The 13,024-nt window shown below is 64.5% G+C and carries 9 protein-coding genes and 4 tRNA genes; 10 read left to right on the top strand and 3 right to left on the bottom strand.

Annotated elements, in window-relative coordinates:
* Nucleotides 1–54: 54 nt before the first annotated feature.
* On the bottom strand, nt 55–768 hold the full coding sequence (locus tag D3260_RS01735) for a transglycosylase SLT domain-containing protein (RefSeq protein WP_158583341.1): 714 nt from the start codon (nt 766–768) through the stop codon (nt 55–57).
* 193 nt (nt 769–961) lie between these two features.
* Here D3260_RS01735 and D3260_RS01730 point away from each other — a divergent pair, with 193 nt between their 5' ends.
* From D3260_RS01730 to D3260_RS01695, 8 genes are all read left to right on the top strand, one after another.
* A complete protein-coding gene (locus D3260_RS01730; protein ID WP_120096819.1) occupies nt 962–1,456 on the top strand; it encodes a disulfide bond formation protein B in 495 nt (164 codons plus the stop codon).
* Between the two features lie 20 nt (nt 1,457–1,476).
* A complete protein-coding gene (gene rraA, locus D3260_RS01725; RefSeq protein ID WP_120096818.1) occupies nt 1,477–1,956 on the top strand; it encodes a ribonuclease E activity regulator RraA in 480 nt (159 codons plus the stop codon).
* Between the two features lie 531 nt (nt 1,957–2,487).
* Nucleotides 2,488–3,144, top strand: a complete 657-nt coding sequence (locus D3260_RS01720; protein ID WP_120096933.1) for a uracil-DNA glycosylase — start codon at nt 2,488–2,490, stop codon at nt 3,142–3,144.
* Nucleotides 3,145–3,149: 5 nt separating this feature from the next.
* Nucleotides 3,150–4,976 (top strand): excinuclease ABC subunit UvrC, encoded by a 1,827-nt coding sequence (uvrC, locus tag D3260_RS01715; protein ID WP_120096817.1) that lies wholly within the window; start codon nt 3,150–3,152, stop codon nt 4,974–4,976.
* Nucleotides 4,977–5,010: 34 nt separating this feature from the next.
* On the top strand, nt 5,011–5,565 hold the full coding sequence (pgsA, locus tag D3260_RS01710; protein WP_120096816.1) for a CDP-diacylglycerol--glycerol-3-phosphate 3-phosphatidyltransferase: 555 nt from the start codon (nt 5,011–5,013) through the stop codon (nt 5,563–5,565).
* A 73-nt stretch (nt 5,566–5,638) separates the two neighbouring features.
* A tRNA-Gly gene (locus D3260_RS01705) sits at nt 5,639–5,713 on the top strand.
* Between the two features lie 80 nt (nt 5,714–5,793).
* A tRNA-Cys gene (locus tag D3260_RS01700) sits at nt 5,794–5,867 on the top strand.
* A 69-nt stretch (nt 5,868–5,936) separates the two neighbouring features.
* Nucleotides 5,937–6,011, top strand: a tRNA-Gly gene (locus D3260_RS01695).
* Nucleotides 6,012–6,086: 75 nt separating this feature from the next.
* On the opposite strand, the gene D3260_RS01690 is transcribed toward D3260_RS01695, so the two are convergent.
* Nucleotides 6,087–9,149, bottom strand: a complete 3,063-nt coding sequence (locus D3260_RS01690; RefSeq protein ID WP_158583340.1) for an FAD-binding and (Fe-S)-binding domain-containing protein — start codon at nt 9,147–9,149, stop codon at nt 6,087–6,089.
* A 251-nt stretch (nt 9,150–9,400) separates the two neighbouring features.
* Here D3260_RS01690 and D3260_RS01685 point away from each other — a divergent pair.
* Both D3260_RS01685 and D3260_RS01680 read left to right on the top strand, forming a co-directional pair.
* Nucleotides 9,401–9,488, top strand: a tRNA-Leu gene (locus D3260_RS01685).
* A 358-nt stretch (nt 9,489–9,846) separates the two neighbouring features.
* Complete coding sequence (locus tag D3260_RS01680) at nt 9,847–10,179, top strand: hypothetical protein (RefSeq protein WP_120096814.1); 333 nt, start codon at nt 9,847–9,849, stop codon at nt 10,177–10,179.
* 329 nt (nt 10,180–10,508) lie between these two features.
* Here D3260_RS01680 and D3260_RS01675 read toward each other — a convergent pair whose 3' ends face one another.
* Complete coding sequence (locus tag D3260_RS01675) at nt 10,509–13,022, bottom strand: hypothetical protein (protein ID WP_120096813.1); 2,514 nt, start codon at nt 13,020–13,022, stop codon at nt 10,509–10,511.
* Nucleotides 13,023–13,024 lie beyond the last annotated feature (2 nt).

Below are 13,024 nucleotides of genomic sequence, written 5' to 3'. Positions count from 1 at the left end.
ATCGGATCTCTGAACAGTGAAAACGCAGGCCCTGTGGCCGATGAAACGGAGCGATCAGTCGATATGCGGTGCAATGAGCGCCTGGTAGCGACGGATACGCTCGACGTAGCGCACCACCGCAGCGCCGCGGACGTAGCCGCGCGCCAGCTCGGTGTAGTAACGCGGCTCGCTCATCAACGGCAGCACTTCGCGGATGTCCGCCCATAGGTTCGGGTTCCGACCGAGCGTCCGGGCGAGTATGCGGGCATCGATCAGATGCGCGTATCCCATGTTGTAGGCCGCCAGGGCGAACAGATCACGATCGGGCCGTGGCACGTCCGGCGGAATGCGCTGACGCAGGCGGTTCAGATAACGCGCCCCGCCGTGCACGCTCTCGCGCGGCGAATAGCGATTCGTCACGCCGACGACGTGCGCGGCCGGCTCGGAGAGCATCATCATGCCGGCGGCGCCGCGATAATGTGCCTTGGGTCGCCACTTCGACTCGATATAGGCCTGGGCGGCGAGCAGGGAGGCCGGTAGCTGGTAGTCGTCGGCGGCGCGCCGGAACAGGGCGTCGTAGCGCGGCAGAACCCGGGCGATGCGCTTGCGTAGATGACGACGCGTTCTGGCCGGCAGTGGCGGGCCGGCGATTCGCGCCGAGCGGTGTGCCAGCAGATGATCGGCCGAGGCGAGCGCGTTGCGAGCTGGACGGTTGAGTGTGAACGGGTCGACGAAGGCCGGCACTCGGGGGGCGCTTTCCGGATCCAGCAGGGCGGCCAGTGCCGGCATTGGGGCCGTTGATAGCGCGGGAATGGCTGGAACGGCGGCCACGCAGGGCATTGTGATCGGTAATATCAAGCAGGCCGCGGCACGCGCCACGACACGAGCTGTCGTCATGGCATATCCGCGCCTCGTGGTGTCGGTCAAGCCTAGCACAGGGCCGCGCATTGTCGGTTCGCGCGGGCTGTGGGACGATTCGCTGATGAGTACCCGGCCTTACTTCGCGATTGGCACCCTCGTGCCGGTCGCGGCACTCGTCTTCGCCTATCTGCTGCAATATGTCGGCGGACTGGATCCCTGTCCGTTGTGTATATTCCAGCGCATCGCGATGGCCGGTGTGGCCCTGTGCTGTCTGATGGGCTGGATACACGGCGGCGGCGCGATCGCCAGCCGGATCTATGCCGCGCTCGCCACGCTGTGTGCGCTGACCGGCGCGGCGATCGCCGCGCGCCACGTCTGGTTGATGCATTTGCCGCCGGATCAGGTGCCCGCCTGTGGTCCGGGCCTGGATTATCTCGTACAGATCATGCCGCTGAGCGACGTGGTGGCCACGGTGCTGCGCGGCGATGCCAGCTGTGCCACCGTCAAAGGCAGCTTCGCGGGCTTGACTCTGCCCGCCTGGACGCTCATCTGTTTCGTCGGACTGACGCTCGGCGGCCTCTGGGGCGTCTCGCGCAGCCCGGCTCGCTCCGACTGACCCATTTTCGAGGACACGCGATGTATCCCGTTACCGATCTCTGCGACGCGTTCAGCGATAAACTGCAGATCGTCGAACCCCTGTTCACCGATTTCGGAGGCCGGCTGGACTTCGGCGGCCCGATCTCGACCGTCAAATGCTTCGAGGACAACTCGGTCGTCCGGCTGGCCCTCGAAGAGCCGGGCGAGGGACGTGTTCTGGTCGTCGACGGCGGCGGCTCCGACCGCTGTGCGCTGCTGGGCGACAACCTCGTGCAACTGGCCATAGACAACGGATGGGCCGGCATCGTGGTCTATGGCTGTATTCGGGATGCGGCCGATATTTCGCAGATGGACATGGCGGTCAAGGCCTTGAACACGCACCCGAAAAAGTCCGATAAAAAGAACCAGGGCGAGCGCGATGTGCTCGTGCGTTTCGGTGGCGTGAATTTCATGCCGGACGACTGGCTCTATGCCGATCTCGACGGCATCGTGGTCTCGGAAGCAGAACTCGAGCTCTGAAAACGACGAGCTGATGCGCCTGTCCGTGAGCGCGTGTGGCGAAACCACCGGTTCCATCGCATGGGCCGAATATCGCGCATGACGCGAGCTCTCGGGCCCTGGGGCCTGTTGATGTTTCGTTCGAGCGCCTTTCGTCGAGAGGCCGCAGCGTGTCCGGCAAGGCGCGAGTTGCCGATCGTGGCGTGCCACGATCAAGGCTCGCAACGCCGCCGGGCGGGATTTGTGGCCCAACCCTTCGGGACAAGTGCCCCCAAAATCAAAAACACGACGGCAATACAGCGTTCTAGCCCGCTGGCGCAGAATGACACGCTATGCCTGCGACGCCTCGTCTTGCCGCCCATCGTCAATTTCAGGGCGCACTTGGCGCGGACTCGCACGAAACATCAACAGACCCTAGCGCGCGTCGCGACGATCCGGGATGCACGGCGGCCGACGCACGACGATATGCCACACCTTGAGCCCGGCCATTGGGTTCGACAGCGTCCTTCGATGATCGACATCGCCGGTCGCCCCGCAGAACAAGAGGCGCCGATGCCGCAACGCCCGCCGGACGTACCGGCTCCGAACTGTCGCCGCTGCCCGCGGCTGGCCGGCCTGCGGCGTACGATCCGGCGCCGTCATCCGGCGTATCACGCCTCACCGGTGGCCGCGGTCGGCCCGCGCGATGCCCGGCTGCTGGTCGTCGGTCTGGCGCCGGGCATGCACGGGGCCAATGCCAGCGGCCGACCGTTCTCCGGGGATGCCTCGGGCGGCTTGTTGTTCGAGGCTCTCCATCGACACGGTTTTGCCAATCAGGCGCATTCGAAAGGGCCCGGCGATGGACTGGCGCTTTTCGATTGTCGAATCACCAACGCGGTGAAATGCCTGCCGCCGGAGAATCGGCCGAGCGCGGCCGAAATGACGCGTTGTGCGCCGTTCCTGGCTTGCGAGCTGAAAACGCCGATCGTGGTACTCGCCCTCGGTCGACTGGCGCACCAGGCCGTGCTGCGGGCGCTCGACCGGCGCCAGAGCGCGCATCCATTCGCGCATGCGGCGGTGCACCCGTTGCGCGAAGGCACGCTGCTGCTCGATTCCTATCATTGCAGCCGCTACAACCTGAATACGCGGCGTCTGACGCCGGGTATGTTCGACGCGGTGATCGTGCAGGCAAGACACATCTTGTCTTCGTCGCATCCGAGCGCATCATAGGGCGCATGACAGGCGAGACCGATTTCGACCCGAACCGTTACGTACGGCAGCTGACGACGCGGCCCGGCGTGTACCGGATGTACGACGCATCCGGCGACGTGCTCTATGTCGGCAAGGCGAAGAACCTCAAGAAGCGGGTATCCAGCTATTTCCTGCGTGCGTCGGGCAACGCCAAGACCGAGGCGATGCTGGATCAGGTCGCCAACATCGAAGTCACGATCACACACACCGAAGACGATGCACTGCTGCTCGAATCCACGCTCATCAAGAAGCATCGGCCGCGGTACAACATCTATCTGCGGGATGACAAGAGCTATCCCTATCTGCTGATCACCGGCGATAACGATTTCCCGCGCGTGGTCTATCACCGCGGCGCCCAGAAGCGTTCGGGGCATTACTTCGGCCCGTTTCCCAGCTCCGGGGCGGTCAAGAACACCGCCGACACACTGATGCGGCTGTTTCAGCTGCGCAACTGTCGCGACAGCTATTTCGAGAATCGCTCGCGCCCGTGTCTGCAGTATCAGATCAAGCGTTGCAGCGCGCCGTGTGTCGGCAAGATCGACAAGGCCGACTACGACCGCGATGTGCAGGATGCGGTCCAGCTGCTGGAAGGCCGCAACGACACCCTGATCGACCGGCTCGTCGGCGATATGGAAGCCGCCTCGGCCAGGCTGGATTTCGAGACGGCTGCCCGGTTGCGCGAGAAGATCTCTTCGCTGCGCCGTCTGCAGTCGCAGAACCAGGGTGTCGGCGGCAAGTCCGACTTCGACCTGATCTGCGGCGATATCGACGGCGGTGTGGCGGCCGTCGTAGTGGTGACCGTGCGCGGCGGCATCAACCTGGGGCATCGCAGTTTCTTTCCGAGCGCGCCGGCCGGCACGACCGTGGCCGATGCCATGTCGGCTTTCATCAGCCAGTACTACATCGAGCGTCCGGCGCCGCCCGAGCTGCTGGTCGACCCGTTGCCGAGTGAAGCCGATGAGCTGGCCGAAAGCCTGAGCGCCCGGGCCGGTCGTCGGGTGGCGCTCAAGACCAACGTGCGCGGCGAGCGGCGGCGCTGGCTCGACAACACCCGCGCCACGCTCGCCCAGACGCTGTCGGCGCAGCTGGCCAGCCGGGCCGGCGTCGAAAAACGTCTCGGCTCCCTGGCTGAAGCGCTGGGCATGGACGAGCCCCCGATGCAGATGGCCTGTTTCGATATCAGTCATACGCGGGGCGAGAAGACAGTGGCCTCCTGTGTGGTCTTCGAGGCGGGCGCGCCGCAGAAGTCGGCGTATCGGCGCTTCAACATCACCGGCATCGAACCCGGGGACGACTACGCCGCCATGCGTCAGGCACTGACGCGGCGTTTCAAGCGCGTGCAGAGCGGCGAGGCGAAGCTGCCCGATCTGCTTCTCATCGATGGCGGCAAGGGCCAGCTCGGTGTGGCCGGTGAGGTGCTCGACGAACTCGGCGTGGCGGGTGTGCAGCTTCTGGGCGTGGCCAAGGGCTCGACGCGCAAACCCGGCCTCGAGCAACTGTTTTTGCCGGACCGCAACACGCCTCTTATACTGCCTGCCGACTCGCCCGGACTGCATCTGATCCAGCAGATCCGCGACGAAGCCCATCGATTCGCGATTGCCGCGCATCGAGGGCAGCGGGGCAAGGCACGCAGCACCTCGCAGTTGGACGGCGTCGAAGGGCTCGGTCCGAAGCGTCGCAAGGCGCTGCTGCAGGCGTTTGGCGGGCCGCGACAGGTCGCCCGGGCAGGCGTGACAGAGCTGGCGCGCGTCGATGGCATCAGCACGGCGCTCGCCCAGCGAATTTATGATTACTTCCACGACTCGGCGTGATGCGGTCGTGGCAGGCGAACAACGAGGAGCGATCTTGAATCTGCCCATCTGGCTGACGCTGTTCCGCTTGATCCTCATCCCGTTTGTGATCGGGTTGTTGTTCGTGCCGTTGCCCGGTTTCAATATCGTGGCTGCGATCCTGTTCGGCATCGCACTCGCCACCGACTGGCTCGATGGCCATCTGGCCCGTCGCTGGAATCAGACGTCGGCGTTCGGCGCCTTTCTCGATCCCGTTGCCGACAAGCTCATCGTCTGTGGTGTGCTGGTGATGCTGACGTATCGGGCGCCGCACTACTACGTGGCGTTGCCGGCGACGATCATCGTCGGCCGGGAACTGACGGTGTCCGCGCTTCGGGAATGGATGGCCGAGCTCGGTGAGCGGGGCGTCGTGGCCGTGGGATCGCTTGGCAAGTACAAGACTGCGTTACAGATGCTCGCGATCTTCATGATGCTGTTCGGCCTGTATCAGCGCGGCCTGATATTTCATGTGGCGTGCGCGTTTCTGGCGGTTTCGGCCGCACTCACGCTCTGGTCGATGGTGCTCTATCTGCGTCAGGCCTGGCCGCGTTTGAGCGTCGAGAAAAGCTGATAAGGCAAGGCGCGATTTTTTACAATCGGTTCTTGACCCTCGAAACCAGGTCTCTATAATGCACGCCAACAGCGCGGGAATAGCTCAGTGGTAGAGCACAACCTTGCCAAGGTTGGGGTCGCGAGTTCGAATCTCGTTTCCCGCTCCAAACGGCGAAACCTCGGCCGGTAGGCCGAGGTTTTTCTTTGTCGAAGGCCGAGCTATGCTGGGTCGGTAGCCGAAGACACCGGCCAGGTGGCAGAGTGGTGATGCAGCGGCCTGCAAAGCCGCGTACCTCGGTTCGATTCCGGGCCTGGCCTCCAATTCTTCGGGCTCAAACAGTCCGAAGCCGTCTTGAACGCTGCACCGTGGGTTCGAGGCGCATCGATAGTGCGGGAATAGCTCAGTGGTAGAGCACAACCTTGCCAAGGTTGGGGTCGCGAGTTCGAATCTCGTTTCCCGCTCCAGACCGTCGAACCCCGGCCGATCGGCCGGGGTTTTTTATTGCCCGATAGACGAAATAACAGCCGGGCGATCGGTCGTCAGCTGTTGGTGGTCGGTCTACCCGGTAAAGACGTATTCTCTTCGGCCTGTAAACCGTCGAGCAGTACTCGGGCCGGATGCGGGGCAAGCCGGCCGCGTAGACGGCTGATCTGGCTGCGGCAGCTGTAGCCGGGGACCACGACCGTCTCCGCTTGCGGCTCATCCAGCACGTCAGCCCACGAGAGATCGAATATCCGTTCGGAGGTCGCGCGGTGGCGTGTCTCGTGGCCGTAGACACCGCTCATGCCGCAACAGCCCGCGTCACCGATCATCAGCGTGAACCCGAGGTGGTCGAACACGGTCTGCCAGGCCCGGTCGCTGCCGGCGGCCGCTGTGCGCGCGGTGCAATGATTCATTAAACGGAACCGGCCGGCCGAGGCGCCAGCGTGGCGCTTCGAGCCGGCCAGGGCTGCGGCGAGCCAGTCCTCGAGACGCGTGACTGGCAGGCATTCGCCGAGTGCATCGCGATAATCGACCTGCATGGTCGCCGCGATGCTGGGCTCGATGACCAGCAGGGGGCGACCGAGCGCGGCGATCGGCCGCAGACGCTGCAACGTGCGGCGCGCGGTACGCCGAAAGGCCGAAAGAAATCCCTTGACCTGGCGTGGTTTGCCGCTTGCCGTGAACGGCACGACCTGTGGGCGATAGCCCAGGGCTTCGATCAGCTCGATCACGGCGGTGACGGTGGGCGTATCGAAAAAGCTCGTGAAAGCGTCCTGGATCAGAAAGACGGTCCGATCACGAGCGGCCTGCGTCATGACCGCCCAACTCTCGGGCGTATAGCGCAGGTGTGGCCGATCGGCGAGATAGTCGGCGAGCGTCGGAACGCTCAGACACGGCAGATCGGTCAGGCCGAGAGCCCGGCTCAGTCGCGATCGGATGGATGGGTTATCGAGCAGGCGATTCACCAATCCAGGCCAGCGGGCGCCCAATCGGGCGCCGTTTTCGAGAAAAGCCAATGCATAGTCACCGCGCGGGCGGGCGTAGCGGCTGTGATAGGCGTTCAGGAAAACGCTCTTGAAACGGGGCACGTCCACCCGGATCGGGCACTGGGTGGCACAGGCGCGACAGGACAGGCAGCCGTCCATCGCTTGCCAGACCTCGTGCGAGAAGTCATCGCAATCGTGGGCTGTCTCGCCGTTGCCGCTCAATGCCTGCCAGATCAGCCCGCCGGGCGGCTCGTCGATATCTGCGACCTGGGTGTTGGCCTGCGACAGCAGGCGCAGCCACTCGCGCATGGCGCCGGCCCGGCCCTTGGGCGAATGCAGGCGGTCCCGCGTGGCGCGATACGAGGGGCACATCACATGCGTGGGGTCGTAATCGAAGCAGGCCCCGTTGCCGTTGCAGGCGAGAACACCGGGAAAGGCCGCTCGTTCGGCTTCCGGAATCTGGCGGTCGTACGTGCCGCGCGTGGGGGCGTCCATCGCGGCCAGCGGAAACCGTGCCTCGTCCAGCGCCACGATCTTGCCCGGGTTGAGCTGGTTGCGCGGATCGAACGCGGCCTTGATGTCGGCCAGCGCGCCGTAGAGTCGCTCGCCGAAGAAAGCGCGATTGTATGCCGAGCGATAGCCCTTGCCGTGCTCGTTCCAGAGCAGGCCGCCATAGTCGTTCGCCAGTCGAGCGACGCGGTCGGTGATCTCGCGCATGCGGCGTTCGTCGGCCGGATCGGTCAGGTCAAGCGCCGGGCGAACGTGCAGACAGCCGACATCGATATGCCCGAACATGCCGTATGAAACGCCGTATTCGTCCAGAATGGCGCGGAAATCACGCACGTAGTCCGCCAGTACGCGGGGGTCGACCACCGTGTCCTCGACGAACGGCAGCGGCTTGCGCCGGCCGGGCGTGGCACCGAGCAGGCCGACACCGGCCTTGCGCAGATCCCAGAGCGCATCGATGGCGTGTTTCTGGTCGGCGAGATAAAAGCCGTTGGCGCGGCTGTGGCCCTGGCGCAGCGCCTCGGTCAGGGCCGCGACGCCGGCCGGTGGTTCGGTGTGGCCGCTGAATTCGACGAGGTTCACCGCGCCGGGGGTAGAGCCGTCGGTGTTCTCGATATAGTCGCGGACCCGTTCGTAGATCGGGTTGTCGCGTGCCAGACCCATGACCGTCTCATCGATCGACTCGATAGCCACGGGGTCGAACGTCACGAGCTGCTGAGCGTCTCGCAGAGCGCTGTCGAAATCGTCGTATCGCAGCGCAAACAAGCGTCGGGTCGTGGGCAATGGCGTCAGCCGCAGCCGCAACTGCGAGACCAGCGCCAGCGTGCCCTCCGAGCCGCCGATGAGCTTGTTCAGGCGACAGCGGCCATCGGCATCGATGGCTTGAGCGAGATTGTATCCGGACAGATATCGAGACAGACCGGGAAAGACCCGCGCGATCTCGTCGCGATGCGCTTCGACGATAGCGGCGACACGACGCTCGATGGCACGTGTTGCCGGCGCAGCGGGCGGGGCGTCGCTGCGCGCGTCCACGACGTGAAGCTGGCCGTCGGCGAGCACCAGATGCGTGGCAAGTACGTGGTCGCTGGTCTTGCCGTGTACCCGGGAGCCCTTGCCGCAGCCGTCGGTGTTCAGCATGCCGCCCAGGGTCGCGCGAGACGAGGGGGCGACGTTCGGCGCAAAGAACAGGCCGAGCGGCAACAGCGCGGCATTGAGCTGATCGAGGACGACGCCGGGTTCCACGACGGCTTCTCGGGCTTCGGCGTCGATGGCCAGAATATGATTCATGTGCCGCGAGCAATCGACCACGACGCCGGTGGTCAGAGCGCAGCCGATCGTGCTCGTACCGCCACCGCGCGGTGCTATGTGCACGGCGGCGAAGTCCGGGTCGGCCAACAGCTCGCCGACCCGCAGCAGATCGGCCTCGTCGGCCGGGAATACTGCAGCAGCCGGTAATTGCTGAAACGCGCTGTTATCGGTGGCCAGCGTCAATCGTGTGGCATAACGCGTATCGATATCGCCGGCGAACCCGGTCTCGCGCAGCCGGGTAAGCCAGCGGCGGACCTCGGGGGCGATGGCGGCGGCGCGCGACAATCGCGGCAGGACATGGGATTTCGTTTCACGCATCCACAAAGAATGCGGGTCTCCACGAAATCGGTCGAGTCCTGCCTCTTGGTTGTCATCCGCTTCGTCGCCGGCAGGAGGCCTATTGTCTGTCGTAGTGGCCTCTTGGGCTTTCACGTCGGGGTGCGTGCGTAGGGGCAGATTGGTCGCGAATGGCGCTATGGGCCGCACAGGCTGGCGAGTCCGATGACCGACTGCTAGACTCGCTCGCCGCTGCGAGGCGCCCTCAGGCGCCTGGCCTGCAACAGGCCGCTGCCCGGGTGGCGAAACTGGTAGACGCATGGGACTTAAAATCCCTTGGAAGATTCTTCCGTGTCGGTTCGAGTCCGACCCCGGGCACCATTATTTTCAAAAGGTTAAGCGCGAGTATCGAGAGCTTCTTTTCGTTGCCCTAAATGACGGGAAGCGCATGGGAAGCAATTAGGGGGAGGAATGAATCGTGACAATGAGATACTCGCAACGCTACGGCTGGCCGTGTTTATTCTTTCAGTTACTGGGATATCGCTTGCTGGCTGGGTTGCTCAAGCCTATGCGCGGTTTGGCGTAAAGGATCCTGCTGCCCCAAACCCTCCTCCGCTCGGCCTGTATTGGACCGCGATCGTTTGTACGGCTATCATCGGGTTAGCGTTGGTTATGCTCGTCTGGAAGATAATCGGGGTTCAAGACAGGGTGAATCAGTCGTCATCGGAGGGGCGTTGAGATGCCAGTGGTATATGGTCCGTACATAGTTCTGATCGTCGTCATGGTCACGGTGATCGCGTCGGTCGGTATAGGCTATTTCCGTCCGCGGCGTTTGCGTGCGACAGGCTTGCGCGTGACAGAAGAGAAGTCGTTTGAGATTTCGCTAGAGGAACCGCTGAGCAAGCGCGATGAAGAGCAGCTAACAGGCACTGCGGCGCGCCAAGCGGCTAAGCCGGTCGGTTACCAGATCACTCGCCTCACTGCATATTACGCGCACCTGCCGAACCAAAGGTTGCAGTTTGTCAGCGGTAATCTGGAAGTCCATCCAAGAACGCATGCAGATATTGGCTGAACTATAGGTAGGTAGATATAGACTGGGCGATCTGAAGTGGAACCTGTAGTGACCGCGATCGTATAGAAAGCCCCGACCGAAGCCGGGTAGCGCCACCCGCGCACGCGCGGGGCAGCCCCGGGCCACTCGCATTTGACGTGCGAGTGCGCCACCCGCGCTCGCGCCGGACTGCAAATCATTGAATCAAACTTTGAGCTCAACCGGCCAGCGCTTGAGTGATTTCAGCTTCCCGTCGTTGCGAACGCGGTACACCTAGAAATATAGCCGGAGCCAGGACACCGCCGACTGGTCCTGTCCACGGTCTGGCTTACGCCGCCCCGTGGCGAGGCTCAACCGGTCTTCTGCAGAATCCCGCCCGGTCGTTGCTCGTCGACCAGCACGCCGCGGATCGTGTCGCGGATGCCCTGGCCGACTTGCTCGCCCTGTTGGCGCGACTGCTCTGCAGTCATGTTGGGGTGGCTCTGCACGGTGATCGTGTTCGTGACCTGAATCGGGCGCTGGTTGTTGGCGCCACGCTGGCCGGCTGCCGCCGGCGCTTTCGCGAGATAGCGCTTCAGATCCTGATTGGTGCGCTGATCGACGACGCGCTCGCCCTTCTCGAGGTTCCAGGTGCCTGTGGCCGGCACGCTGTCGATGCCGTCATGGGCCTGGCCGACGGCGCCACCGCCGCCCATCGTGATGCTTTTCACGTCGCCAATCAGCGAGACGGCCTCGCCCGCGGCGACCGCGCCGGCCGCGAGGTTCGCCGGGAACGGCAGGCTCAGCGCCGAGACGATCGCGTTCTTGATCCCGAGCGCGGCGTTCGCGATCGCGAATGCTTTCGAGGTTGCGAACATGTCCCGGTAGATCGACGAGTTCTCACCGGCGAAGCCGCGCGTTGCCTCGGCCAGGTTGCCGAACAGGTCCGACGTGCCGGCCAGCCGCGCCTTGGCCATCTGATCGTCATACTTCACGATGCGCTGCTGGTGATCCTTTTCCAGCGCTTCGATCGCCTGGTGCGCCGTCGCGGCTTCTTCCTTGTGCGTGGCGGCGTATTGCCGGAACGCATCCAGGCGCTGCTGATAAGCCTGTTCGTACTGGTCGCGCTCGCTCGATAGCCGGTTGGCCTCGCCGAAAGCGCCGTTGTATTCCGGATCCAGCCCCTGCATCTGTGGCAGCCCCTGGGTCGCCGCGTCTTTCGTCAGCTGTGCCGCGCGCCGCTGCCCAAAAGCCTGCATGTTCTGCGGTAGGTCGCTGACGGACGACTTGAGCTGCTTTGCCTGCTCTAGCTTCTGCCATTCCGGAAACAGTGATTGCACTGCATCCTTCTGCGCGTTGAGCTGGTCGAGCTCGTCGGCCATCGATTGAAGGTGTGCCTTGCGCTCGGGGCTGAGCTTGGCCAGCTCGCCGTGCTCGAGTTCATAGCGCGTCTGGGCCGCCTGGCCGTCCTTGCCGAATAGCGTGATCTGCTTCTGGATCGACGCGGCGGTACTCTCGTACGTGCTGGCCAGCTGCTTGGCTGCCTGCTGCTGGTCGGTCAGGGCGCCGGCCGCAGACGTGCTGCCCTTGCTAAGGTTGGCGATCTGCTGGTTCACCTCGGTCAGCGCGCGGCGATAGGCCGGCGCCTGCTCCGGATCCTTGGCGATCGCGGCCTGGAGTTGTTCGCGGTCCTTGCGCAGCTGCACGAGCTGCTGGTGGCGCTTGTCGAACTGCGCCAGTAGACCCTTCGCGGTGCTGGTATTCCCGCCACCACTATCGGCGCCGCTGTTCGCCGGCGGCGTGCCGGTGACGGTCACAGTCTTGCCCGGCGCGCCGGCGGCCGCGATCGGGCTCTTCGGCGTGAAATCGTCGAAACCGGTCTTCGAGATGACGTTGTTCCAGAGGAAACCCGGCCCGGTGCGGTCGAACAGGAACTTGCCCATCGCCGACCAATCCGTGTGCTCGACCGCATTCGCCAGTTTGCCGATCTCGCTCACCGAGGTGGCGAGATGTTTGGCCAGGCTCGCGGTGCCGTCGGCGATCGTCGTCACACCCTGCTGGAAGGCCGGATCCTTGAACGTGGCCGCCAGGTCGTCCGCGTCGTCGGCCACGTCGCTGATCGCCGGCGCGACCGCGATGGCCAGCTGATTGCCAAGCCCGGTGGCCAGGCCGCGCAGCTCGCGCATCGAGCGATCGGCCTCAATGAGGCGGCGGTTGTCGACATCGGACAGGGCCACGCCGAACCGGCGGGCCTGATCGGTGTACTTGCGTAGCGCCGCGGCGCCGTTGTCGAGGATCGGCAACAGCTTCGAGCCATCATCGGCGATGCTCTCCAGCACGTTGACCTGCTCGGCACGCGGCAGGCTCTTGATCGCGTCGCTGATCCGGATCAGCTGCTCGGTCGGACTCAGCTTCTGCAACTCGGTCGCGGACAGGCCGATACGCTGCAGCGCCTGGTAGAGCTCGCCGCCTTGGTTGAGGGACGCATCGCCGAGCTTGTCGGTCAGATCCTTGAGGATATCGGTCGCCTTGTCAGAGGCGATGCCGGCCTGCTCGGCCGCGTATTGGAACGCCTGCACGTTGCCGGTCGTCGTGCCGATCGTCTGGGCCAGCGTGGCCGCCTCGCGCGTGGCCGCGGCCTGGTGGGCCGTCAGCGCGATCAGGCTGCTGCCGGCGCCAAGGGCCGCCGCCGAGGCGATCGAGCCGTACTTGGCTGCGCTGCGGCTCATCGCCGCGTACGACTGGCTGAGCCGCGAGGCGTTCTTCGTGCTGCGCTTGTTGGCCTGGTCGAGCTTTTTCAGCTGTGCTTCGGTCGCCCGAACGGCCTTGATGCCGCCCTCGGCGTCGCCCGTGATAACGAGCGCGGTCTTGTATCGTCGGGTCATCG

Origin of the sequence: Salinisphaera sp. Q1T1-3 (assembly GCF_003602005.1) — a bacterium.
Taxonomy (GTDB): Bacteria; Pseudomonadota; Gammaproteobacteria; order Nevskiales; family Salinisphaeraceae; genus Salinisphaera.
The sequence above is the reverse complement of the archived record's forward strand: the minus strand, read 5'-3'. Positions and strand labels throughout refer to the sequence as shown.

Bases quoted from the DNA above. Each gene is read 5' to 3' on its own strand.
- D3260_RS01735 (WP_158583341.1), bottom strand. From the start codon at position 768: ATGCCGGCACTGGCCGCCCTGCTGGATCCGGAAAGCGCCCCCCGAGTG.
- D3260_RS01730 (WP_120096819.1), top strand. From the start codon at position 962: ATGAGTACCCGGCCTTACTTCGCGATTGGCACCCTCGTGCCGGTCGCG.
- rraA (WP_120096818.1), top strand. From the start codon at position 1,477: ATGTATCCCGTTACCGATCTCTGCGACGCGTTCAGCGATAAACTGCAG.
- D3260_RS01720 (WP_120096933.1), top strand. From the start codon at position 2,488: ATGCCGCAACGCCCGCCGGACGTACCGGCTCCGAACTGTCGCCGCTGC.
- uvrC (WP_120096817.1), top strand. From the start codon at position 3,150: ATGACAGGCGAGACCGATTTCGACCCGAACCGTTACGTACGGCAGCTG.
- D3260_RS01690 (WP_158583340.1), bottom strand. From the start codon at position 9,149: ATGCGTGAAACGAAATCCCATGTCCTGCCGCGATTGTCGCGCGCCGCC.
- D3260_RS01680 (WP_120096814.1), top strand. From the start codon at position 9,847: ATGCCAGTGGTATATGGTCCGTACATAGTTCTGATCGTCGTCATGGTC.
- D3260_RS01675 (WP_120096813.1), bottom strand. From the start codon at position 13,022: ATGACCCGACGATACAAGACCGCGCTCGTTATCACGGGCGACGCCGAG.